At 34.6% G+C, this 24301-nt stretch carries 18 protein-coding genes; 17 read left to right on the top strand and 1 reads right to left on the bottom strand.

Annotated elements, in window-relative coordinates:
- Window positions 1–33: 33 nt before the first annotated feature.
- Window positions 34–597 (bottom strand): TetR/AcrR family transcriptional regulator, encoded by a 564-nt coding sequence (locus CLOCL_RS17105; protein WP_014256503.1) that lies wholly within the window; start codon window positions 595–597, stop codon window positions 34–36.
- A gap of 495 nt (window positions 598–1092) precedes the next feature.
- Between CLOCL_RS17105 and CLOCL_RS17100 the strand changes: the two genes are divergently transcribed.
- From CLOCL_RS17100 to CLOCL_RS21295, 17 genes are all read left to right on the top strand, one after another.
- On the top strand, window positions 1093–1830 hold the full coding sequence (locus CLOCL_RS17100; protein WP_014256502.1) for a DUF3784 domain-containing protein: 738 nt from the start codon (window positions 1093–1095) through the stop codon (window positions 1828–1830).
- A gap of 16 nt (window positions 1831–1846) precedes the next feature.
- Window positions 1847–2596: a class I SAM-dependent methyltransferase gene (locus CLOCL_RS17095; RefSeq protein WP_014256501.1), complete on the top strand. Its 750-nt coding sequence runs from the start codon at window positions 1847–1849 to the stop codon at window positions 2594–2596.
- A gap of 65 nt (window positions 2597–2661) precedes the next feature.
- Window positions 2662–3540: a helix-turn-helix domain-containing protein gene (locus CLOCL_RS17090; protein ID WP_014256500.1), complete on the top strand. Its 879-nt coding sequence runs from the start codon at window positions 2662–2664 to the stop codon at window positions 3538–3540.
- 114 nt (window positions 3541–3654) lie between these two features.
- Window positions 3655–4410 (top strand): alpha/beta fold hydrolase, encoded by a 756-nt coding sequence (locus tag CLOCL_RS17085; RefSeq protein WP_014256499.1) that lies wholly within the window; start codon window positions 3655–3657, stop codon window positions 4408–4410.
- Between the two features lie 420 nt (window positions 4411–4830).
- Window positions 4831–6903, top strand: a complete 2073-nt coding sequence (locus tag CLOCL_RS17080) for a methyl-accepting chemotaxis protein (protein WP_014256498.1) — start codon at window positions 4831–4833, stop codon at window positions 6901–6903.
- A gap of 131 nt (window positions 6904–7034) precedes the next feature.
- Window positions 7035–7898, top strand: coding sequence for a hypothetical protein (locus CLOCL_RS17075; RefSeq protein ID WP_027622026.1), 864 nt, complete (start codon window positions 7035–7037; stop codon window positions 7896–7898).
- 701 nt (window positions 7899–8599) lie between these two features.
- Entirely contained in the window at window positions 8600–9934 is a 1335-nt protein-coding gene (mgtE, locus tag CLOCL_RS17070; protein ID WP_014256495.1) for a magnesium transporter, read from the top strand.
- 143 nt (window positions 9935–10077) lie between these two features.
- A complete protein-coding gene (locus CLOCL_RS17065; protein WP_014256494.1) occupies window positions 10078–11385 on the top strand; it encodes a DUF4139 domain-containing protein in 1308 nt (435 codons plus the stop codon).
- A 679-nt stretch (window positions 11386–12064) separates the two neighbouring features.
- The gene (locus tag CLOCL_RS17055) at window positions 12065–12502 is read left to right on the top strand and encodes a hypothetical protein (protein WP_041715243.1); all 438 of its coding nucleotides are present in this window, start codon (window positions 12065–12067) and stop codon (window positions 12500–12502) included.
- A gap of 401 nt (window positions 12503–12903) precedes the next feature.
- Complete coding sequence (locus tag CLOCL_RS17050) at window positions 12904–13584, top strand: hypothetical protein (protein ID WP_245532810.1); 681 nt, start codon at window positions 12904–12906, stop codon at window positions 13582–13584.
- A gap of 51 nt (window positions 13585–13635) precedes the next feature.
- Entirely contained in the window at window positions 13636–13812 is a 177-nt protein-coding gene (locus tag CLOCL_RS22675; RefSeq protein ID WP_014256491.1) for a hypothetical protein, read from the top strand.
- Between the two features lie 377 nt (window positions 13813–14189).
- Window positions 14190–14438: a hypothetical protein gene (locus CLOCL_RS23370; protein ID WP_245532809.1), complete on the top strand. Its 249-nt coding sequence runs from the start codon at window positions 14190–14192 to the stop codon at window positions 14436–14438.
- A 699-nt stretch (window positions 14439–15137) separates the two neighbouring features.
- On the top strand, window positions 15138–15299 hold the full coding sequence (locus CLOCL_RS23855) for a magnesium transporter (RefSeq protein WP_081467070.1): 162 nt from the start codon (window positions 15138–15140) through the stop codon (window positions 15297–15299).
- A gap of 358 nt (window positions 15300–15657) precedes the next feature.
- The gene (locus CLOCL_RS17040; RefSeq protein WP_027622022.1) at window positions 15658–17262 is read left to right on the top strand and encodes a prenyltransferase/squalene oxidase repeat-containing protein; all 1605 of its coding nucleotides are present in this window, start codon (window positions 15658–15660) and stop codon (window positions 17260–17262) included.
- A 3-nt stretch (window positions 17263–17265) separates the two neighbouring features.
- Window positions 17266–20241, top strand: a complete 2976-nt coding sequence (locus CLOCL_RS21300; protein ID WP_052306614.1) for an S-layer homology domain-containing protein — start codon at window positions 17266–17268, stop codon at window positions 20239–20241.
- On the top strand, window positions 20231–21757 hold the full coding sequence (locus tag CLOCL_RS17030) for a transglutaminase-like domain-containing protein (RefSeq protein ID WP_014256490.1): 1527 nt from the start codon (window positions 20231–20233) through the stop codon (window positions 21755–21757). Before CLOCL_RS21300 ends, CLOCL_RS17030 begins: the two co-directional genes overlap by 11 nt.
- Window positions 21673–24279, top strand: coding sequence for a hypothetical protein (locus CLOCL_RS21295; RefSeq protein WP_169313386.1), 2607 nt, complete (start codon window positions 21673–21675; stop codon window positions 24277–24279). Before CLOCL_RS17030 ends, CLOCL_RS21295 begins: the two co-directional genes overlap by 85 nt.
- Window positions 24280–24301 lie beyond the last annotated feature (22 nt).

Below are 24301 nucleotides of genomic sequence, written 5' to 3'. Positions count from 1 at the left end.
AGACATGTTATTCTCCATTGTTGAATATATTATTCACTTTTTACTCTGGGTGCATCTGCGAATCATTTCTTCAAGCATGCCTTTTTGCAATTCGCATATACGGTGAATTTTATCGTGGACATCATCTTTCATTCCGCTTCTGAGCCAGTCAATGACCATACCGAAACACTGTGCTTTATAAAACTGTATTATAATTTCGGCATCTTCCTCCGAAATCGAATACTTTGCGAATACGGTTTTGCAGAAGGAAACCACAACATAATCACACACTTTCCATAGATATTGCTCGAAAATGTCACGGTTTACCGATTTGAAAATATGCAGTATTGCACGGCGATACTTTTTGGCAAAATCAATTGCAGCATTGAAGCCCATTTCAAGTGAGTCCAGGTCTTTATATTCGGAAATGATGCGGTCTGCCTCTTCTGTCACAATTTCCTCAATCAGTGATGGAATATCGTGAAAGTGATAATAGAACGAATTTCGGTTTATACCACACTTTTCAACAATGTCTTTGACTGTGATCTGGGAAAGCGGACGCTCGCTGAGTAATTGTATAAAAGTATCTTTGATTGCTTTTTTCGTAAAATTCGCCATTAATCTCACCTCTCGGCGCTTTATTTTCACGATATCATAAAACTATTAAAGGTGTCGGGATAAACCGGTTTATTGCCGTTTATAATGCCATAACTGATGAACTTTACTTTGTTGTGTCAGCAATGAGGTTGAAGCATCACTTTCTGTTAATTTTCAATATCTGTCATTTGGAGTTAATGTTTTATTTAATAGTTTAATAAATATTTCCGAAATACTGGAATATGGGTATTATACTGTATTGTTTTTATTTTTGCAAGATAGGCAATTTGAAAGAAAATTATTAGAGGAAGTTTTGACTGTTGAGAGAATTAATTGATGTATTGAATACTAAACAATATAATAAAGAGAGGATAGTTGTAATAAAGAAGGTATGTCAGGGAGATTATCATAATATTAATGTATTCATGCTTTATAGGATTGGTAAATGACTTGGGAAAATTAGATGGATGCAAATGTTATATAAAAAGGCTATTGCAAAAATAAAGGAGGAATATTATGTGGTTTTGCATGATATTGGGTGTGTTTTTTATTGTTATGGGTTTAATGGTACATGTTTTAAAATGGCATTTTCTGATATCCGGTTATAACACCATGCCGAAGGAGAAAAAAGCAAAGGTGGACGCAGATGGTCTTGGCCGTTTGATTGGCATATATTTTTATATCAACGGCGGGCTTTTAATTGTGATGGGAATATTTCAAGCTCTTGGATTTAAACCGGTATTAATACCGTACCTTATCTTTTTTGGCATTTCGACAGTTTATATGTTAATTAAGGCTCAAAAATATGATGGAAACCTTTATGATGAAAATGGAAGATTGCAAAAGGGAACATGGAAGCAATTTGCTTTGCCTGTCGGTATTTTAAATATCGCATTAATTTTTGTTGCTGTGTTGATATTTTTTTCATCCCGACCTGCTGAAGTGACTTTCATTGATGAGGGAGTACAAATACATGGTATGTATGGCGGTATCTATCCGTGGAATTCCATTAAGACTGTCGAGCTGATAGATGAATTACCTGCAATTCAAAGGAGAACTAACGGTTCTGCAGTAAATTCAATGTTAAAGGGGTATTTTCTGACAAAGGAAATAGGAACGGTTAAATTGTTTGTCAATACTCAAAAGCCCCCCTTTATTTATATTGAAACGGAGGATGAAGTTGTTATTTTCAATACAGAAAATGCAGATGAAACACAAAAAATATTTGGTGAAATACAAAAAAGAATAGAATAATTGGAGGTTTCGGGCAATGAAGCAATGGTACGAAAAATTATTCGAGAATTATGGAAAACAGTATGATAAAGAACCTTTTACTCAGGGAACAAAAGGTGAATGCGATTTTATCGAGAAAGAGATTAATTATGACAAGTCTTTAAAGATTATTGACATTGGCTGCGGAACCGGAAGACATACCATAGAACTCACAAAAAGAGGTTATTCTGTCACAGGTATTGATTTATCCGAATCCCAGTTAAAAAGAGCCAGAGAGAAAGCCGAACAGTTGAACCTGAAGATTGATTTTTTGAAACATGATGCCAGAAACCTGCCCTTTGAAAATCAGTTTGATGTTGCCATTATGCTTTGTGAAGGCGCGTTTCCGCTAATGGAAACCGATGAAATGAATTTTGAAATATTGAAAAATGCTGCTAAAGCGTTAAAGAACAATGCCAAATTCATATTTACCACTCTTAACGGTCTTTATCCCCTGTTTCATCCCGATGATGCCATAAATGAAGAAAATGCAAATAATAAAAGTAAAGTCTTTGATTTCATAACTATGAGGTATTATAATGATGTTCTTACCTTCATCGATGATGATGGAAATGAGCATGAGGTTGTGTGCAATGAAAGGTATTACATGCCGAGTGAGATAAACTGGCTTTTAAAGTCCCTCGGATTTAAGAAAGTTGAAATATTTGGCGCCAAACTTGGGGCTTTTTCAAGGGAAGATAAGCTTACTGCAGAAGACTTTGAAATGCTTGTTGTTGCTGAAAAGTAAATAAAGCAAAAAATGTCGAGATATCCTTCCAGGTAAAATGCTACTATATTGTTGGAGGTGGGCAAATGAGGGAACAAATACTGGCTGTGCAGCGAATGCAGGATTATATCGAAGCTCATCTGAATGAAGAGATTACTCTTGCAGACTTGGCAAGGGCATCACAATTCTCGCCCTGGTATGCAAGGAGGCTGTTTATTAAGTGGACTAATCTGACACCTGCGGAATATATTCGTAAACTTCGGCTCAGCAAGTCTGCACTTCGTTTGCGGGATGAAAACTGCCGTATTATCGATGTGGCTTTAGAGATGGGTTTTGGCAGCGTCGATGGCTATCAAAGAGCTTTTGCCAGGGAGTTTGGCTGTAATCCAAAGCAATATGCTGCAAATCCTGTTCCCCTTTATTTGTTTAAGCCTTACAGTGTAAAATCTCAATATCTTGGAAGGAGAAATGAATCGATGGAAAAGGTGAGAAATGTATTTATTCAGGTAATGGAAAAACCTGCACGCAAGGCAGTTATTAAGCGCGGAATCAAGGCAACTCATTATTTTGAGTATTGTGAAGAAGTTGGCTGTGATGTGTGGAGTTTGCTGACCAGTATGAAATCCATCAGTGGAGAGCCTGTATGTATGTGGCTGCCGGAACGTTACCGCAAACCTGGGACAAGCGAATATGTGCAGGGAGTAGAAGTACCTTTGGACTATGACGGCATTGTTCCTGAAGGTTTTGACATCATAGAACTTCCTGCTTCAAAATATTTGATGTTTCAGGGAGAACCTTTTGCAGAAGAAGATTACGCACAGGCTATCGATGAAATATGGGAAGCTGAAAGGAAATATAATCCCTCAGTCATTGGATATGAGTGGGATACGGAAAATCCTCGCATTCAGCTAGAACCTATCGGCACACGCGGATATATTGAGCTTCTTCCAATCAAACCTCTGTAAGATGTGACTAAAGTATTGTAAATAAACGTTATTTCGACTCAAGTTATTACCTTGTGTGAAAACGGAGGCTACTGGTTTATACAATTCCTAAGAACACAAATAGGGAGTAAGTTTATGAACACAAATAAAAAAAGGAAGATTGTAAAAAAAATTATAATAATTTTTGCTTTATTTCTTTTAAATCTAATCTGCGCATTTCTGGTTTATACCTCCAACTATTATCACGCGGATGAGATTGCAATTCAGGAAGAAAGATATGGCGGAAGTTTAGATATATCGAATATAGATGGTGCACTTGTGTTTGATCCGGGCAATGCCGATACGGCACTGATATTTTATCCGGGCGGCAAGGTTGAATATACGGCTTATGAGCCACTGATGATCAAAATTGCTCAAAAGGGTATCCTTTGCATCTTACCTGAAATGCCTTTTAATTTGGCTGTATTTGACATAAATGCAGCCAATAAATATATTTCTCAAAATACAGAAATACTTCATTGGTATATAGGCGGACACTCGCTTGGAGGAAGCATGGCCGCAAACTATGCTTCAAAAAACAGTGAAAAGATTGAAGGCCTGATCCTCCTGGCAGCCTATTCGACAGTCGATATTTCATCTGACAATATTAGAGTGTTAAGTATATATGGCAGTAAAGACGAGGTACTGAACAAAGAATCCTATCGGAAAAATAAAAGCAATCTGCCGGCGGATTTTACGGAAATAGTTATTCAGGGTGGCAATCATGCCGGTTTCGGATGCTACGGACCGCAAAAAGGCGACGGTGAAGCAGAGATTACTTCTAAACAGCAGCAGACGGATACCGCCCAAGCCATTGCTGAATTTTGTCTGATGGCAAAAGGCAGTGAATGAGGTCTTTTGAAGAAACGGCGGTATCTCGCTTTCTATAATAGCAATCAATACAAGTTTTCCAGAACTGTTCTGTGCTGCGGTGGTTTATGCCACTGCATGATTTTAATTGTTTTCCTTCCTTTCGTTTTGTATTATCACTTCTTTATACCTTTAACTTGTGCGAAATGCAATTAAAAAGTGCATGAGGAAGAACAAAGAGTAAAATAACTTGTAAATTATTATATTTGTGAAAGCTATTAAAAAATTTTTAAACAATATCGATAAATTTTATAGTTGAGTAAGTTGCTAGGATATTATTCTTTAAGCCAATTAGAAATTCAAAAAATAGCGATGTTTAACAATATACCTAAGCATCTAAAACTTTAAATAAAAAGGGAAGGTTAATATTGAAAAAACAGAGCAGCTCATGGAGGAATCAAAATGAAGATAAAATTTAAGATAAGTATACTTACTGCAGCAATGTGCATGATTTGCGTCGGAGCAATGTGGGCAATAAACAATTTTATATCGTCGAAATACTTACAGGATACAATACAAGAAAGGGTATTGGCTGAAGTAAAACTAAAAGCTAAGGACATAGATACGTGGATTTTAAAAGAAAAGCAAAATTTAGAAATTATGATTGAGAGAATTATGCTGGCAGAGGATTATAAAAATGACACATTTTATAAAATTTTAGGAAAGACCGGCGATGTAAACTTTGGAAATCTCTATTACATGGCATTTGAAGACGGAACATTTATTGATGTATCCGGTTGGGTACCCGATTATGATTATAATCCTTTAACAAGAGAATGGTATGTTAAAGCAAAAGAAAATAGTGGAAAAATTTATGTGTGCGACCCTTATGTGGATGCTATGTCAAATGATATGGTTATAACGTTATCCAAAGAGGTTACTCTGAATGACGGAAGAAGGGCAGTACTGGGAGTGGACCTGCAAATATCGGATATGAATAAACAGGTAAATTCTATTGGTCAACATGAAGTTGATACTGAAACTTCAGCCACTCGAAACAGTAATACAAACTATGAAAGTACACTTAATAAAATTGATAAATCATATATATTTTTAATAGATAGACTGGGAAATATAATTAATCATCCCAATCCCGATTTTTCAGCAAAACCCGATAAATTAACCAATGTTGCAGATATATTGGGAGGGGAACTGAACAATTTGAGAAAAACAAGGGATTTGTCGTTGTATCAAAGAATAATAAAGGACTACGATGGAAAAGAAAGGGCGTTTTTTTACGATAAGTTGGATGAGGCAGAATGGAGTATAGGGATAGCAGTTGATAAAGATGTAATACTTGAGGCAAAAAATAAGTTTGTAAGAATAACTTTAAGCATATCCATATTGTTACTGTTTGCGAGCGTATTAATTTCTATTACTATAGCGAATAGTATAGCTAAACCGATTATGGCGGCTAAGACAATAGCAGATAATATATCTGACTTGAAATTAAATGCAACTATTGATGAAAAATACTTAAAAAGAAATGATGAAGCCGGTGAGATAGTAAAAGCTATTAAGGAGACTATAGATAAGTTAAGGGGATTTACGGCTAATTTAAATGAACTGTCAATTATAAACAATAAAATCTATAATACTACTTTTGAGAAAGCAAATACATTATTAAACCTTTCGGAAGAGGTTTCAGCCACGACAGAGGAGTTGTCAGCCGGTATGAGAGAGACAAGTTCGACGGCTGAATCCATATCGCAATCAGTGGATGACCTGAATAATGCAGTATCTGTTTTTGTTGGCAGAGCGGAAGAAGGAGCAAAAACGGCAAACGAGATAGCGGGAAAAGCGGCTGAATTGGACAGGCAATTTATAGAGTCTAAAGATAACACGATGAAGGTCTTGAACATAGCTAAAAATGAAGTTGAGTCGGCTGTTGAGTCGGCCAAAAATGTAGAACAGGTTAAAATGCTGGCCGATGCAATTTTAGAGATAGCGGAGAAAACTAATTTGCTGTCGCTGAATGCTTCCATAGAAGCAGCAAGAGCAGGTGAGAATGGCAAAGGATTTGCAGTTGTGGCAGAGGAAATCAGGATATTGTCGGAAGATTCAAACAGGTCTGCGGAGAGAATCAAGCAATTTACAGAGAACATAAATGCATCAGTAAATAAGTTGATTTTAGCTACAAACAATCTTCTGAAATACCTTAATGAAAATGTTCTAAAAGATTATAGCTTAATGCTGAATGCAGTGGAAAATTACAAAAATGACGGATCGATGTTGAGTGAAGTTTTATGTGAACTGTCAAATACAGTAAAGGAGTTTACAGAAACTATAGGCAGTATGGCAATATCTATAAATGGCGTGTCTGCGACTATACAACAGGCAACAGAAGCTACGGCTAGTATTGCTGAGCAGAATAGTAGAATGGTTAATGCCATACAGGATATAAATAACGCTATGCAGATGAATATAGAATCATCCAATAAATTGACCAACATGATAGCACAGGTTAAATTGTAATTAAACACTTGTATTGCGGTTGGATTGATGTAGCTGACCTGTCGATTATATTGCTGTTTGATAATAAATGTAATATAATGGTTGATAGTAACATATTAACATTTCAAATAAATATTTTAATGGTGATAACATTGAGAAGAGCTTATATATTGCTTATTTTATGTTTAATAGCTTTATTATGCGGTTGTAAAGCTAATGTTGCTTCTAAATCGCAGCTGATAAAATATGCAAAAAAAAATTATGGGGAAGCTCAGTGTCTTAATTATGTCGTTGAAGATGGTAAATCTTATGTTATTCTAAAGGACAAGGAATATGGTTTTGAGTATTCTGTATGGTCTTATATCAGCGACTTTTCTATGGATGGAACTAAATTTGGAGAAATTGAAAATAAAAGCTCAAATTTCACAAAAAACTACATTGATTATATGAAAGCATCAGCTGCGTATGATTTTAGTAATCTGAAAAAAAAATATAACTGCGATATAGAATGGAAAGAATATTATAATCCGAATGATTCTTTTGATGATATTTTGCTGGACATATATTTGTCCAATGCAGATGATGCGGAAAAAGTTGCAAAAGAGTTTTATGACGAAATAAAAGAATTTGATAAACGGGATCATTTTATCTACGGAAGAATTAATATATATTATAATGAAGATATTATAGGAGAATACAAGTTTTCGGATAACAAGTATATGACTAAAGAAGAGGCAGAAATTGATTGGTTTATGAAAAGAGCAATGGATATTATGAATAGTTCATTTGATGCAAATATAAAAAGTATTGATGAATTTACCTATTTGTATATGGAAACAATGGATGTGAACAATATTCCGGGTTACGAAGAAAATAGCCCAAGAAGAATAACCGATACGGAAGAAAGCCTGGCCAATACAAAGGTGCACTATTTTAAATATAAAGATGAAAAATGGTTAATTGCTGATTGTCTTGCACCGGACGGACAGCTATATGTACATAAATTGGAACAATAGAACAGGGGACGGTTCTCCGTTATAGTATGATTGTACTGAGGCAAACCCGCATTATGCGGGATTTTTTATGCGATAAGACCAATATAAGGTATACTTAAAAACAGGTTGACAATTATAGGTATAAAGCATAAAATAAAAAAGGATAAAATTCTGACAGATACTATTACTTTTGGCAATACAGGTTATTTGACATAAGTTTTTATGTTTATATGAATTTTTGGAGGTGAGAAGAATGGAATGTGGCAGTAGTAGGGAATGTGGAGAGAAAAGCATATATTGCGGGAAAAATGGAATTACAGCTGTCAAGATCTATTCTTCTCAATTAACGGTTTATAAATGTTATATTTAGATTCTATTTTTCCAAATATGCTTTTCTTTAAAAACGAATCTTCATATTGTCAATTCCAATAATTTCTTTTTTAAGTCGGTTTATAAAACAATTAATATGATGATTAAGATTAAGCCATTGATTTTAACCTAAGATGAAAAATATATGTGGGAATTAGGTTAATTATTGCTTTGGTGCCTGTTTTTAGCTATTGCCTTTTAAGGATTGACAAATTTTTTAGGTAAGTGGAGGTGGTAGTTATGGATTCCGGACCTTTACCCGGTTATGGTTATTTTAATGAAAAAAGAAATATTAAATTTGGGGCCATAACTACTATTCAGATAGTATGGCCCAAATAAAGGAGGGCTGCAAAATGAAAGAGAGAATTCTTGCGCTGATTGAACAGGGCAAATATGCTGATATAAGAAAAGAACTTATTGAGATGAATGTTGTTGACATTGCACAGCTTTTTGAAGAGATAGACCGGCAAAAACTATTAGTGATATTCAGGATACTGCCTAAAGATATAGCATCCGATGTTTTTGCTTATATACCTAATGAGCTGCAAAAATATATAGTTGAATCAATTTCCGACAAGGAAATCAAAAGTATTATAGATGAACTGTTCCTTGACGATACTATTGCTTTTTTGGAAGAAATGCCGTCAAACATAGTGAAGAAGGTTCTTAAAAACACCGATGAAGAAACAAGAAAACTTATCAACCAATTTTTGAACTATCCTGAAAATTCTGCAGGAAGTATAATGACCATTGAGTTTGTTGACTTAAAAAAAGAAATGACAGTGAAAGAGGCATTGCAGCACATTAAGGAAACAGGGGTAGACAAGGAGACAATTGATAATTGCTATGTTATCGATAACAATAGAATACTTGAGGGTGTCATATCAATCAGAAAGCTGATATTAAGCGAGGATTCGGCATTGATTAAAGATCTCATGCAAAAAGATGCTGTATATATAAATACTCATGATGACCAGGAAAAAATGGCATCGCTGTTCAAAAAGTATGACCTCCTTTCAATGCCGGTGGTTGATAACGAACGCAGGCTGGTTGGAATAGTGACAATAGATGACGTTATAGATGTTATTGAACAGGCTAACACTGAAGATATTCAGAAGATGGCTGCTATGCAACCATCCGAAGAAAAATATTTGAAGACTAATGCTTTGGTGCTGGCTAAGCATAGAATAATATGGCTTTTAATCTTAATGATTTCTGCAACCTTTACGGGAAAAATCATAAGGAAATTTGATGATGTACTGCAGACGGTTGTGGTGCTTGCTTCTTTTATCCCTATGATTATGGACACAGGAGGAAATTCTGGTTCTCAGTCATCGGCACTGGTTATTAGAGGTTTGGCTCTAGGTGAAATAAGACTAAAGGATGCTTTTAGAGTTCTTTGGAAAGAGATTCAAGTGGGTTGTCTTGTCGGGCTGGCACTATCTACAGTAAACTTTTTAAGGATATATTTTTTGGAAAAAACCGACTTTATGGTATCTTTAACTGTAAGCATAACTTTGCTGCTTACAGTCATATTGGCAAAAATTGTAGGAGGAATACTTCCTATTCTGGCTAAAAAATGTAAGCTAGATCCTGCGATTATGGCAGGTCCACTAATAACAACTGTTGTTGATGCAGTGGCTCTTACCATATATTTCTCAACGGCTGTATGGTTATTGGGTATATAGATAGAATAAAAAACGGCAAAAATCTATACTAAAGGGTTTTCCGAAATGAATTAAAATTCGGAGACCTTTTAGTATTTGTTTTATATATGAAAAGAAAGTCCGATATATAAAAATATAATTTACCATAAAGGATGTGCTGAATTATGAAAAAAATTACTACTGCAGCTGATACAAAAGAAATTTCTTTGACTATTTACAATGGCGGATTTGGTGCTGTCAAGGAAACCCGTACTGTAAACCTTACATGTAAAGAGACAGAGCTAGTTTTTGCTGATGTGGCACAGAAGATTGAGACCGATTCTCTTTTGGTTGAAGGTTTGAATGTTTTGGAATTTAATTATGATTATGATTTGGTTGATAGAAAGAAGCTTCTAAACAAATATATTGATAAGGAAGTCTTTTTAAAGGACAGAGAAACCGGAGAAAGAAAGAGCTGCCGGCTTTTATCGGTTGAGCCTTCCGGTAGGTGTGTGTTGGAGGATAATAGTACAAAGGAAATATACATCGATACTCAGGCTGAAATTATTCTTCCTTCCCTTCCGTCAGGGCTTATTGTAAAGCCTGCTCTTGTTTGGAAGATTGGGAAGTCGACCTCGGGGGATGTTAAAGTTTCCTATCTAAGCAAGGGATTCAATTGGAGTGCAAATTATGTCGTAGAGATTTTGGAGAAGACTTTAAACATTGCAGGTTGGGCGGAAATTGAAAATCAAAGCGGTGCAACCTTTGAAAATGCTAAAATAAAACTTATAGCAGGAGATGTAAATAGAGTTGAAGATGATGATAAGTATGTTTTAAGTAAACGTGTGTATCTTTGTGAAGAATCTGAAGCACCTAAAGTAGAGGAAAAAGCTTTCTTCGATTATCACATGTACACATTAGCAAGCCCTTCAACACTGAAAAACAATCAAACCAAGCAAATCAATATATTGAACGGCTTGGGCATACCTTATAAAAAATATTACAAGCTTGACCGGAAATCAAAAAAGGCAAATGTTATTATTGAATTTTCGAATAAAAAGGAGTGCGGCTTGGGTCGTCCCTTACCAAAGGGAATAATCAAGCTTTATAAAGCAGATGAGGCAGATAATTCTCTTGAGTTTATCGGTGAAGATAGAATAGAGCATACTCCAAAGGACGAAGATATTATTCTTAACATCGGTAATGCTTTTGATATTTCTTTTATCTCTAAAGAAATTGAAAGGAAAAAAATAAACGGATTTGAGCATTTCAAATATCAATACATTATTAAAAATCATAAAACAGAGACAGCCGAAGTACATTTTGAACATTATATTTGGGGAATATGGGAAATGGTTAAGACAACCCATGATTATTCAAAGAAATCATCGAACATTGTTGAGTTCACTGTAAATGTTCCGGCTGATAACGAGATAACGGTGGAATTAGAATATAAAGTTGACCATCGAAAGGAGTTTATTGTGAAGAGTTAATATTCTTACGGGGCATATTGTAAAGTGCATTGGAAAATAGAATTATTGCATGGTTTTTAGACCAAAATTAAACGTTAATACAGACTTAAATGCTTGACAAAAAAAGGAGAATATGTTAATTTGGTTGTCAATAAGTGTTGCACCAGTAATATCAGAAGCTTGAGTGAGTTTTGAAATTAGAAATCTTAAAGGAAAGAAATTATAGATATGTGATGATTCATTTCTACCAGACATCACATTAAAAAATGAGAATAATTTATTATAAATATAAAGTCAGTCAAGGTTGATATTAAAGCCTTGACTGTAGTTCTACAATAGTACAATTAATATATTTTAATGGAGAAACGTAATGAAAAAATTTTTTTCAAATAAGAGGAGAATAAAGTATTTTATAATATCAGCATTGGTGATTTTTATATCCTGCATTATTGTGGTATGGTTTAATATAACTGGCTTTTTGAGAGTTTTAGCTATTTTTATACCATATTTTATATTTGATACTATATGGACTAAATATTATAAAGATAAATAGTGTTAATTGATTTCTTCAGAAATACTGATAATTTTCGAAGTGAAAAATATTGAGATATGCAAAAAGTTTGTTACTAGGGGTGCTTTTATTATGAGTTTATGGGAAATATGAATTGAAGGATATCAGTTATTAGAGGAGGAATTCTATATGAGCCCTTCAATAAAGAGCAGGATATTGTCAGGGTTAAAATGTTTTATGATTGGATTTCCAATAGTATTGTTTTTGAATTTAGTTATTGGATATAAAGAAATAAATATTTTAAGTAGTTTTTTAATTTTGTTTGCTTTTTCAATGGGTACTTCATTTAGTGATGTATTTATTTTAGTATGCAATAAGTCTGTGAATGAGATGTCTGAAAATGAAAGGCTTAACTGCTCTTTCTTGAGCTTTTTTATGGGGATTATAAGTATACCGGCTTTTCCAATTGTAATAGCAAGTATACTAGGAATAATATACGCAATTCCCGGATTGAAAAAATCAAAGAGCAAACTTGCAATAGCAGGTGTTACTTTAAGTTCTGCAGGTTTGCTATTGTCTGTGATATTTTATGCAAGTTGTTTATACGCTCAAATAAAGAAGATATAACTGAAAATTTGTTCTATGCTGCGTAGAATTATTATCACAGTAAATAGCAATAGTTTTTTAATTATTCACGGTTTTTGTCTTTCATATTTATATTTTCATCTTTTCTGATGTTTCATATAATTATATGCAGGATTGAAAGGCATTATTATATTGGAAAAGAACGGGTTGACGCAATAAAAAAAGAGTTTTTACTATATGTAAATGGAGGCGTTAATCTGAGTAACAAAGTTATTTATATTAATGTGACTTTAAAATTAAGAAGGATTTTTGACATTATATTTTACATATCTATATTGTTATATGGAAATATGCTAATTCTTTATTACGGAAAGCTAAATATAAGCTTAATTCCCAAAATAGCAATTATTCTTTCATTTCTACTTATGATGTTTATACTCAGTATGACTATGGAGACACTGTTTACCACATCTGATCCTGTGAATAAAATAAATGTTACACAGTATAGGATAATTTTTTTGCTTAGGGTAGTAGAAATAGTTATTACATTTTGTTTTGCTGTAGCTATTAACAATGTAAAAGAACGAATTCTAATATATAATCTTATAATTTTTGCTATAAGTGGAGTAATCATAGCACTTCATAATATGATAATAAATAGATACAAAAATATGAGTGAAGAAATTATTGAAGAAATGATATCTGTTTATTGCAGCCCAGATGAAAGAAAAATTGATGTTGAAGCACTTTATAAAAGATTCATTCACTTTTTCATCTATTGTATATTATTAATCTTTGTATATAAATATACTCTATGGAGATGGGAAACTACTTTGATCTTTTTGGCTCTCAATATAGCTGTTCTAAAGAGGTTTTTCTGGGCTGGTTGTAAGGAACTGTATTATAAACATGTAGGCTACTTCTTATGCATTTGTTTGTTTTCAAGTATCGGAATAATATTAATGAAATTAGTATACGATCAGGTAATTATGTTGCTTATATTTAAGAATAGGGATGAACAGGAATTGTGGATGGTATTTATGTTGTTCTATTTACCGCTATTGCGATTGGGAAAGGATGTAGACAAAAGAAGAAAGAAAATTTCATATGTATGGAAGAAGTAGAGAGTTTAAAAGTATTATTGTGCAATTAATATAAATGGAGAGTTTTCCCTAATGAAATATCAACATTTATTGGAAAAGTTTAATGATATGTCACTAATTGCAACATTGATACTTCCCGAACATACAGAGGATGTAGTGAAGCAAATTGGAGAATCAATGAATATTCCTATCAATTTGGAGCAATTGAAATCTGTCATGGAATCACCTGACAAAAAGGGAAAAAAATAAAGTTTGCTATTTTGAACGTGAAAGGGAGTTTGTTTATATTGACTGCCATAAACCGCAGGACATGCACCAAGTTATTATACGATGTTTAAGTAGTGAAAAAGAAAAAATATATAATTCCTTTTACAGGTAGGTGAAATTAAGGCAAGAGTTATATGGTCATACGATAAATAGTGATATTATTGATTGGATTCATCCATATGAGAAAGTCAAGAATTCATTACTGGCTAGCTTGCAGTATAATGGATTAATCGATTTGATTTGGTGTTTAAAGTCATTAAGAGCTAATAATGTTTAAAGTCATTTAAAGTCATTAAGAGCTAATAAGGAAATAAAGACGGAATTTTTAGGTCTGAAAGAATATAGAGGAGATAATTATTATGAGCATGCTTTGTAAATGCGGTCATGTTATGTCTGACAAAATAGTACCGAATAAAGTTATTTATTGGACATATACAAAAGAGAATTGGGTCCAAAGGCTAAGATTTGCAAAAGGGAAATATCCAAAAGGGGAGTATCCTAATATTGAGTTTCTGGCCGTTAGAAATTGCGAGAAATGTGGTAGATTACACTACATAAGAGATGAAGGAAAACATGTATACATTATGAAAACATGTATACATTATTGAGTCTGCAGAGCTGAATAATATAAGTTGTTCTTGTAGGGATGAATTTAATAAAGGCGAATTGGAAGAGTATTACAGTATGAATGATTTTGAAATGGATGAAATAGACGACAAAATAAGGAGAAATGAATCGTATGACTTACCGCGCAGACTGTTTTTTTGTCCTAAATGCAAAAGAATATTTGTACAGAAAGATGATATATTGAAAATTTATTGTTTAGAAGAATTGATTAATTTAATAGATTTAAAATTTAAATAATCCGATATATACCCCGACTGTAGTAATACAGCTTCGGGGTTTTTATATGTTTAGAATTTTATGAATTAAGCTATTTCTGATAAGTATAAATAACCTAAAGTGACTCTAGCAATATATTTATTTGCATTTATGATTACACTAATTGAGCAAGGCAAATATTCTTATGTAAGAAAAGAACTTATTGAGATGAATGTTGTTGATATTGCACGACTTTTTGAAGAGATAGACCGGCAATAAAAAGTTTAGCTTTTAATTTTAATGATTTGAGAGTTGTGGCCTTGAGAGAGATAAGCTTAAAGGATGCTTTCAAGGTTATTTGGGAGGATATTCAAGTGGGCTGTCCTGTTTAGGGTGGATTTATCTGCATTAAATTTTGTGAAGATATATTTTCTTGAAAAAATTGACTTTGTAGTAACTTTAACTGTGACTATCACTTTACTTTTTTGGTTATATTAGCAAAAATTGCAGGAAGGATACTGCCTAATGTAGCAAAGAAATTCAAAGTAGACCCGGCAATTAAGGCAAGAACGTTAATAACGACTATTGTTGATGCTGTAACATTTATTATTTATTTCTCAATAGCTACATGTTTGTTGGGGATATAGATAAGAATTTTTCATAAAAGGTCTTCCTCAATATTAATAAAGCAAAAGGAGGACCTTTTTGTATCTTTTTTATTGATTTATAGTAGAACAATAATTTATAAAATTTTAAATTTAAAGAATAATTAGAATTTCACGGAAGTATACAAAAGTATTTTTATTTATAATAGACTACTATTATTACAAAAAATTCTATATAATTTAAATGTTATGTTTAATAGGAGGTGATAAATAAAATAAAGGTTAAAGTGAGAAAATGCTGTTTTTTATATGCAAAAAAGATATACAAAAGAAATAGAGATATACAAAAGGATAAAAAGAATTAAGTAAATAATATTGAATTTATTAGGGGGAATGTGAATTGAGAAAACCAATTGTTTTTTGCCTACTTATCTGTATGGTCTTTATGCTGTTCACTCCATCTGCAGCTGCAGAAGATTTAACTATGGAAGTAAGGATAGACAAAGCTGTAGAATGGCTTGTGGCAAATCAGAAATCCGATGGATTTTGGGGAGAAGAACTGCTTACAGCTGTAGTGGATACTGCTGAAATAGCAGGTTATTTCAAAGAAAAATCAATACAGTCTGAAAGCCTGGAAAAAGCACAAAAATGGCTTGAATCCATTGATAAAAACAATATTGATTATACTGCAAGAGTATTACCCTTTATACAGGAAGCTAATCGAAAAAAAGACTTAATTTCATCCCTTGCTTCAAGTCAAAAACCTGATGGAGGTTGGGGATTAACCGGTGATTTTGAGGGGGACGTTTTAGATACAGTTCTTGTATTAAACTCCTTGATTGAGGAAAATAATCCCGATACGGAATTAATAAAAAAGGGATTAAGCTATCTTATCAGTGTTCAAAATGAGAATGGAAGCTGGTCATATGTCCTCGATGGGGAACCGTCTGTAATGTTAACTTCTGAGATAGTTTTATGTCTAAATAAATTTGTTTCTAAGATGAACCTAACTTCAAGCAGTATTGAAACTGCAATGAAGAAAGCTGGGAATTTCCTTGTCTCAAAACAGTTAGAGGACGGAACATGGGGAACAGGAGAAGAGAGTCTTGCCGACACGCTAGTAGCGTATCGTGCTGTAATAAAAACAGTAGGGATTGACCCTGTTTTAACTGTAGATAAAGTAATACAAAATTTGCAGCAAAGTAATGGAAGTTGGTATAACAACCCTTATTTAACAATTCTTGCAATAAGGGCGCTGAATGAGAAAACGGAAATGCCCCATGCAGACATAACGGATATTAGGATGTTTAAGACAACTAAAGACAATAGGATAGAAAGTTACACCTTTGGTGCCTATGAGGAATTGGAAATAGAAGCGGTAAGTGAGTATGACAGTTCTGTGGCAAAACAGATACAGTTTATTAAGGGACCATATGGCAATATATTATATGCTCAGGTAGGAGATATTCTAAACTGGAATACAATGAGCTATGAACCCGGGGTCTACACTGTTATTGCTCAGGTGAAAGAAAACGGAAGCGGGAAAATAATTGACAGTTATGAGAAAGAATTTACGATAGAACCTTCTTTTATTATAAAAAATGTTGTTATAAGGACTGACAGACAGTCAACAACATTAAACAAACCCGTAACAATAAATGTTGAGACAGCTTTTTATATTGAAGCCAATGTAGATAAAAGGCTTACGGTAACTACTTCAGTCTACGGAACTGACGGTAGTTTCATCAATTTGCATGAAGATGTAGTGGAAATTGAGGCATCGGAACAGGTAAAAGTAATTGGAACAAAGGGTTTTGAGCCTGATATTACATCTGAAAAGGAATACACAATAAGAACAGATATATTTGAAGGCACAGCAAAAGTTGCTGAAGGCGAAACTGTTTTCAAAGTTCTGCCACCGCCTGCTCCAACAAGAATAGATGCAGAGCAAAGCCTTGATAAAGAGGTTTTATATCCGGAAAAGGATAGTGTAACACTTTCATAAAAGTTGTTTGGAGTAGGAACGCCGGAAGTTCCCGAAAGGAACCCCATTGACCTCGTATTGATTTTAGACCGTTCCGGTAGTATGAGTGGAACTCCGTGGACAAAAGCAAAAGAGGCAGCAAAGATTATTGTCGACTTAATTCTCCCGCAGGATCGTTGCGCAGTTATTGACTTTAGTGATTCTGCCACATTGCGCCAAGGACTTACCTCCGATAAGGAACTTTTAAAGCAGGTAATAAGCAGCCTTGGTAGTGGCGGAGGTACAAGTATACATGCAGGTATTGCTAGAGGTATTCAGCTTATTGATTCGGTTAATGATACTGACAGGCAGAGGGTTTTTATGCTTCTTTCTGACGGAGAAAGCAATGAATCCAGTGCATTAGCACAAGCAAATTCAGCAGCAGAAAAAGGAATAACCATATTTACCCTTGGACTTGGAGGGGTAAATGAACGACTTCTTAAGAACATTGCAAACATAACCGGAGGCGAGTACAGATATAGTCCGACAGCTAATGAGCTTATTGATATGATGACGGAGATTGCCGGAAAAATCTTTGATACTTCCGGAAGAAATATTGTAGTTGAAGTAACAATACCGGAAAATGGTTTGAATATAAGGGGAGATTCAATAGAACCTGTGCCGTCTTCAATAAGCACCGACGCTTACGGCAACAAAGTAATTACTTGGAATTATGACCGGCTGATAATGGGACAGGAAAAGTACATAAACATTACCTTTGAAGGAGAAAACCTTTTATCGGATACTGTTGTTCAATTAGCTAAGAGTGCAAAGATTACCTATTATGATGCAAATGATACACTTATGGAAATCAGTCTTCCCCAGGTGGAGATAGAGGTAAACAAATTCAAACTTGATACCAAAATTGAAACAGATAAAGTGCAATATCATTCCGGAGAAGATGTAGAAATATTGGTTGATTCAAAAAATCTAACATCTTACTTGTGTACTTTAACCGGAAAAGTTGAGATTGTGGATGATAACAATAATGTTATTGAACTGATCTCTCTTAATGAGGGTATGACATGGCAGCCTGAAGAAACATTGAATCACAACTATACTTGCAATACAAAGGATTATATTGCAGGCACTTATAATGTGAGAGTAACCTTTATTGAGCAGGACAAATTAATATCCTCTCAGATTAAGAGCTTTGAAATAATACCTGACAAAAACATTACCAATAGAGTAGTAACCGATAAGATAAAATACTACCCGGGAGAAAAGGTCAGTGTTATTAATTCGGTATATAATCCGAGTTCTAATGCTATAGCAAGGAATTTAACGATAAGGACGCTTATTACCAACTCCAGGGGTGAGGTTGTATGGGGTAATGAGAATACTATTGATGAGATTATTTATGGAGATACCCAAAGCAGAAAGAGTATGTGGGATATTGAACAAAACGAACCTGGGCGTTATACTGTGACTTCTGTAGTGTATGGAAAAAATGAATTATGCAAGGATTTTACAGTGATTGAGATATTGGGTACCCAGACAACGGGATACGGTATTATCGGATCATTAAATGTACTGACAAAAGAGATTTATCCCACCGATGATCTTGTTATTCAAATTGAACTGACCAATTCGGGAAATGTTGATATAGCCGGAGTAAAAAGGAATATTATCATTATAAATCCATCGACCGGTGAGGTTGTTGATACCATTGAAGATATCATCAACCTTGATGTGGATGCCTGTGACAGCAAAGAAGTGTCTTGGAGCCACAAAGCATTGAAAAGTGGCCAATACCTTGTAGTATACAATGCTGAGCTGCCCAATGAAACAATAATAAATCTGGGAAGCGGGTATTTTACAGTTTTACAAAAAGGCAGTGAAAGTAAACCATCTTCCGGAGGCGGAAAAGGTTCAGATAAGAATAAAGATTATGGTAATAACGATGATATTATTGAGGAACCTAAAGAGGAAATACCTGTTGCATTGCCTGTGGATCTTGCGGTATCAATAAAAGCCGATAAGTCAACGTATACAAAAGGACAAATCGTTACCTATACAATCAAATTTAGAAATATGTTGGATGCTCCTGTCGGCGAGTTTGAAGTGACAGCACAAATACCGAACTATACATCCATTGCAGACAGTGCTGGTGGAGAAGTTAAAGATGGAGTTATAGTATGGAAAATACCCGGTTTACCTGCTAAAGGCGAAGGACAAAAGATATATAAAGTTTTGGTCAATGATTTCGAAGAGCCTGAGGTCATAGTTTCAAACACAGCAAGAATACTAAGTAAAGATCAAAGGATAAATACACAAGACGACACCTCAACAATAAAGATAATGCTGCGTTCGGATGAAAACGGGGAAGTACTTCACAGAGCATACATTTACGGATACCCCGATGGAACCTTTAGACCCGAAAAACAAGTGACAAGAGCGGAAGTTGCCGCAATGCTTGCAAAGCTTTTGGATCTAAAGATAAAAGAGGAAGTACAAACTGCATATTCGGATGTACCGAAGAACCATTGGGCAGCTGGAGTTATACAAGCCGTAACGGAATCAGGATTATTCAAAGGTTATGAAGATAATACATTCCGTCCTGATGAATCAATTACAAGAGCTGAGCTTGCAGTAGTTATAGCCAAGTATTTGAAATTGGAAGAGGTAAGACCGTTTGAAATACATTACAGTGATATTGAAGGACACTGGGCAATAAACTTGATTGAAGAAGTAACGAGGTACAACATTATTGAGGGATATGAAGACGGAACCTATAGACCGGATGAAAAGATAAAACGCTCTGAGACAGTTACGCTAATTAACAAAATGCTTTATAGAGGGCCTTTAAAGGCTGATATGAGTTCCTTTGCTGATGTTGGAGTTGATCATTGGGCCTTTGGACATATTGAAGAAGCAGCAAGAGAACATGTACTTGAATTGGATGAATATGGTGATGAGGTTTACCATACACAGCTTAGGGGGGTAGATGATGTTGAATAATAGAATTATGAAAAATATTGCGATGTTTTTAATTATCGTCTTGGCTTTGACTTTTGCACTTCCTTCTCAAGAAGTTCTGGCAATTGAAATGGTGTTGGATTCACAGACATTAACTGATTTGATATATAAGAAAAATTTCGAAAATGATGACAATGCTATATCACAGTCAGAGGCCAGTACACAAGCCGGAAGTCTGGCAGTAAAGCTAAACTCATGCTATGACATTTTAAAACAAGCTTATAAAGATAATGATATAACTCAGTTTAGAAAAAGTGTAAATGATACCATTAAACTTTTGAATGATTATAACAGGTCTATTATTGAAGAATTGGATAAAAACGAAAAGATATTGGAAGAGTTGGGTAACAAAGAAGTACTGAAGAGAAATAGTGAGTTTAGAGCTCAAATTCTATCAAAGCTTTTAGAATTAAAAACAATATTTGAGGAATTGGAGTATATATCAAAAAATGTTAACAGTTTGGATGAATCGGATGCTGTGCATATAGAGGAAAAACTAGCAAAAGTGGATAAACTCTTTATGCCTGAACAGCCTGAAAATCCTCTTGGAAGCAATTTGCCGCACAGGAATTTGTCGGAGCAACCTAAAGTTGCATCAACGGGAGCCGAAGCGGCGACTTTATACATGAATGGAGTGAAGGAAAATAATCTTAAAGAACTCCCTAAAGAACCACAACCTGAGGATTTGGCAGAAACACAAGAAACAAGGCTTAACGACCAAATAAAAGAGCTTGCAGATTCCCTTGGTACTGCTGTTAACATGTATGAGTATGTAAGAAACAATATTGATTTTGAGCCATATTACGGTTCAAGAAAAGGTGCAGCTGGAACACTGGCTCATAAATCAGGTAATGACTATGATCAGGCTTCTCTATTAATAGCAATGCTAAGGTACAAAAACATACCTGCAAGATATGTAAGGGGTCTTGCTGAAATTGATATAGATAAAGCAATGGAATGGACGCAAGCTGACACACCGGAAGCAGCTGCCAAAATTCTTGCAGCAGCAGGCATACCTGTTACAACATTGGTATCAGGAGGAAAAATAGCTGCTGTCTGTGTGGAACATGTATGGGTTGAAGCCTATGTTCCTTACGGAATATACAGAGGATTAAAAAATGAAGGGCAAAGTATATGGGTACCGCTTGACCCTTCGTTCAAGAAGTATCAGAGAGTAGAAGGACTTACTAGCTTACAAGAGGTTATAGGCGTTGACCTTAATACATTCAACCAAAGGATAATGACCATTGATAAGGAAACAGGCAAGGCGACAGGAGTAGATACAGATGCATACGATGAGTTAATAACTGAAGCAGTACAGAGGCTTGAAAACTATATTACATACAATAACCTAGGAACAAGACCTATTCGGAAGTGTTTGGAGAAAACAGAATATTGGAGCAAAAGCTTGGGATGTTGCCATTATCGCTACCGTATAAAACAAGGGGTACAGTCGCTAAATTCAACAAGGTGTCTGAACAATATTCAGATGTGGTAAGTTTTGCAATATATGGACAGGATCCTTTTGGTTTGAATTTTACAGGTTCTAGGGATTTTAATTTGGAATACAAATCAGTGGACCTTTTCAACAAAAAAGTAACACTTTCTTACGAACCGGCTACAAAAGAGGATGCAGCTATCATAGAAAAATATGGAGATATATTCAGTGTACCTGCATATCTTGTAAAAATGGTACCAGTATTGAAAATAGACGGAGAAACGGTTGCAAGAGGTAAAGAAGTCGGCCTTGGTTACAGGCAGCAATTTGAAATAGGAATAAAATCAGCAGGACAATCAAAGGAAATTATAAATAATGATGTAGTTGTAGGGTCTTACTACAATATTGGTTTCAATTATCAAAAGATATCTGAATTTGAGATTGACAATATATCTAATAAACTAAAGGACTTAAAGTACACTGAGAAGGATATATATTCCGATGAGCAATTGGGCGAGATACTTAATTTTGCAGCTAAATCATACTTTGCAGAATTGGGCTTTATGGATGAAGTGATTGCCGAGCAGATGAACGTATCGGTAGTAAGGCAATTAAATGAATGTATAACAGGCTTTAGAGTGAATGCAAAGTATCTCTTTATGACTCCGGTTGAATTGACAGGTGGCGGACTGTATATCGACGTTGATAGAAATGTATACTCGGTAGTAAGTAAAGATGGAGATAAAGATACTTCAAGTAACTATATGATTGCTTCCGGAATGATGGGGTCTGCACTGGAGCACAGTATATGGGAACAAGTAACTGGAGTTGAAGCGATATCTACAATAAAAGTTCTGGAAATAGCACAGGAAGAGGATATTCCAATTTATACACTATCGAAGATAGACTTTGAAGAAAAGAAAGATAAATTGAATCTAAGCAATAGTGTAATAGAAGAAATAAGCAATGCGGTGAACAGTGGGAAAATAGTAATAGTAGCTGCCGAAGAAGTTCAAGTAGGTGACTGGAGCGGAGCAGGATATATTGTAATGGATGACAGTGGTGCAGCAGGCTACATGATAAGTGGAGGCATTGCTGGAGGCTCGTCATCTATAAAGGCAGACCTTGCATTCCTTGCTAATTTAGGATTCGGAATAGCGGATGTAGTAGAGTCTGTAAAATTGATATCATTAGGAATAAAAGCGCTGGCAATAAGCAGGATTCTGGGAGTAATAACAATAATTGTAGGACTTGTTTTTCTTGGCTTAGCACTTTATAGCCTGTGGAATACGATAAGTCTATACAAGGACTATAAAAATGGTGACTATGAAGCCGGGCAGGAACTTATAGAAGATCTATTATGGAATATTGGATTAACATTAGCCACCTTTGGACTATCAAGTCTACTAAAATATTTTGCCAAAAGGTTAGCATTGAAAAAACTCACGGAAATATTTGGAGAAAACGTCGCTAAGAATATTACAAAGAATGCGGAAGCTTACGATGTTTATAGAGCAGTTAAGAAAATAAGGAAGTTGGGAGTATCGGATGATGTTATAAAAGAATTTGCAGAAAGAATGGGTAAAGATAGCCTGGATTGGCTAGAGAACGTGAAGAAAATATTTAACTTTACCGATGATGAGTTAAGGAAGCTTGTCAAACTAGGGGATGATTTATACAATTATTCCGATGACTTTTTAGAAGCCTTTAAGAATTCAAATTATCAGGATGAAATAATAGAAGCAGTATCGAAGTACAAAGATGATGCAGTAGATGCAATAACTAATTATGGCGACGATGCAGCAAAAGCTATATCCAAGAATATCGATCCGGATTTGATCAAAAGACTGGATGATTTGGGAATTGATCCATCGGATTATGATAAGTTCAGAATTGTTGGACGTGAATCAGCCGAGGCTGCTGTAGAAGCTATAGAGACATTAAGACCATTGGGACTAGATACCGAACAAAATATTGTAAGATTCACAAAGTTGTCACGTGCAGGAGTACCAAAGGAAAATATTATAAACGTTATTCAAAATAATATTCGATCGTCATCTTATATACAGAAGAAAATAATCGATACGTTTGAGGAGTTTAGCCATTTTGACGATGCTGCAAAGTGGAAATTAAAAAATGCTGTAGATGAAGGGTTGATAGATGTTTCAACTTGGGTAGGTAAATTAAATGGAGATATTTTGACTGAAAAATTTACACCGGAAGAAGCTTTTGCAATGGAAAGGTATTTAAGGAATGGTTTTGACGTGTTCAGAATTTCACCAATGCAAACTTCAGGTACGGCCGACTTTATAATTGATGGATTAGAAATTGAATTTAAAGGCTTAAATGCAAAAACATATGATAATATTTTTGCTAAAGCTATTGCATATGCAGATGAAAGTTTTACTTCTAAACCTGACGGAAAAGGTGCAGACAAACTTATATTAGATTGCTCATATAATAATTTGGATTTAACATTAGAAGAAGCTAAGATAATTATTGAGAAGATTAAATCGAAATATGCAGATAAATTGGTTGAAATATGGACTAAATTTGGCGATATTGGTGATGTATTCTGGTAATGCGTTGCATTTAAGAAGGAGG

The organism is Acetivibrio clariflavus DSM 19732 (genome assembly GCF_000237085.1).
Taxonomy (GTDB): domain Bacteria; phylum Bacillota; class Clostridia; order Acetivibrionales; family Acetivibrionaceae; genus Acetivibrio; species Acetivibrio clariflavus.
Note: the sequence above shows the minus strand (reverse complement) of the source record. Positions and strands in the feature narration are given on the sequence as shown.

Coding starts and splice junctions, on each gene's coding strand:
- CLOCL_RS17105 (WP_014256503.1), bottom strand. CDS start 597: ATGGCGAATTTTACGAAAAAAGCAATCAAAGATACTTTTATACAATTA.
- CLOCL_RS17100 (WP_014256502.1), top strand. CDS start 1,093: ATGTGGTTTTGCATGATATTGGGTGTGTTTTTTATTGTTATGGGTTTA.
- CLOCL_RS17095 (WP_014256501.1), top strand. CDS start 1,847: ATGAAGCAATGGTACGAAAAATTATTCGAGAATTATGGAAAACAGTAT.
- CLOCL_RS17090 (WP_014256500.1), top strand. CDS start 2,662: ATGAGGGAACAAATACTGGCTGTGCAGCGAATGCAGGATTATATCGAA.
- CLOCL_RS17085 (WP_014256499.1), top strand. CDS start 3,655: ATGAACACAAATAAAAAAAGGAAGATTGTAAAAAAAATTATAATAATT.
- CLOCL_RS17080 (WP_014256498.1), top strand. CDS start 4,831: ATGAAGATAAAATTTAAGATAAGTATACTTACTGCAGCAATGTGCATG.
- mgtE (WP_014256495.1), top strand. CDS start 8,600: ATGAAAGAGAGAATTCTTGCGCTGATTGAACAGGGCAAATATGCTGAT.
- CLOCL_RS17065 (WP_014256494.1), top strand. CDS start 10,078: ATGAAAAAAATTACTACTGCAGCTGATACAAAAGAAATTTCTTTGACT.
- CLOCL_RS17055 (WP_041715243.1), top strand. CDS start 12,065: ATGAGCCCTTCAATAAAGAGCAGGATATTGTCAGGGTTAAAATGTTTT.
- CLOCL_RS17050 (WP_245532810.1), top strand. CDS start 12,904: ATGACTATGGAGACACTGTTTACCACATCTGATCCTGTGAATAAAATA.
- CLOCL_RS22675 (WP_014256491.1), top strand. CDS start 13,636: ATGAAATATCAACATTTATTGGAAAAGTTTAATGATATGTCACTAATT.
- CLOCL_RS23370 (WP_245532809.1), top strand. CDS start 14,190: ATGAGCATGCTTTGTAAATGCGGTCATGTTATGTCTGACAAAATAGTA.
- CLOCL_RS17030 (WP_014256490.1), top strand. CDS start 20,231: ATGTTGAATAATAGAATTATGAAAAATATTGCGATGTTTTTAATTATC.
- CLOCL_RS21295 (WP_169313386.1), top strand. CDS start 21,673: ATGTTGCCATTATCGCTACCGTATAAAACAAGGGGTACAGTCGCTAAA.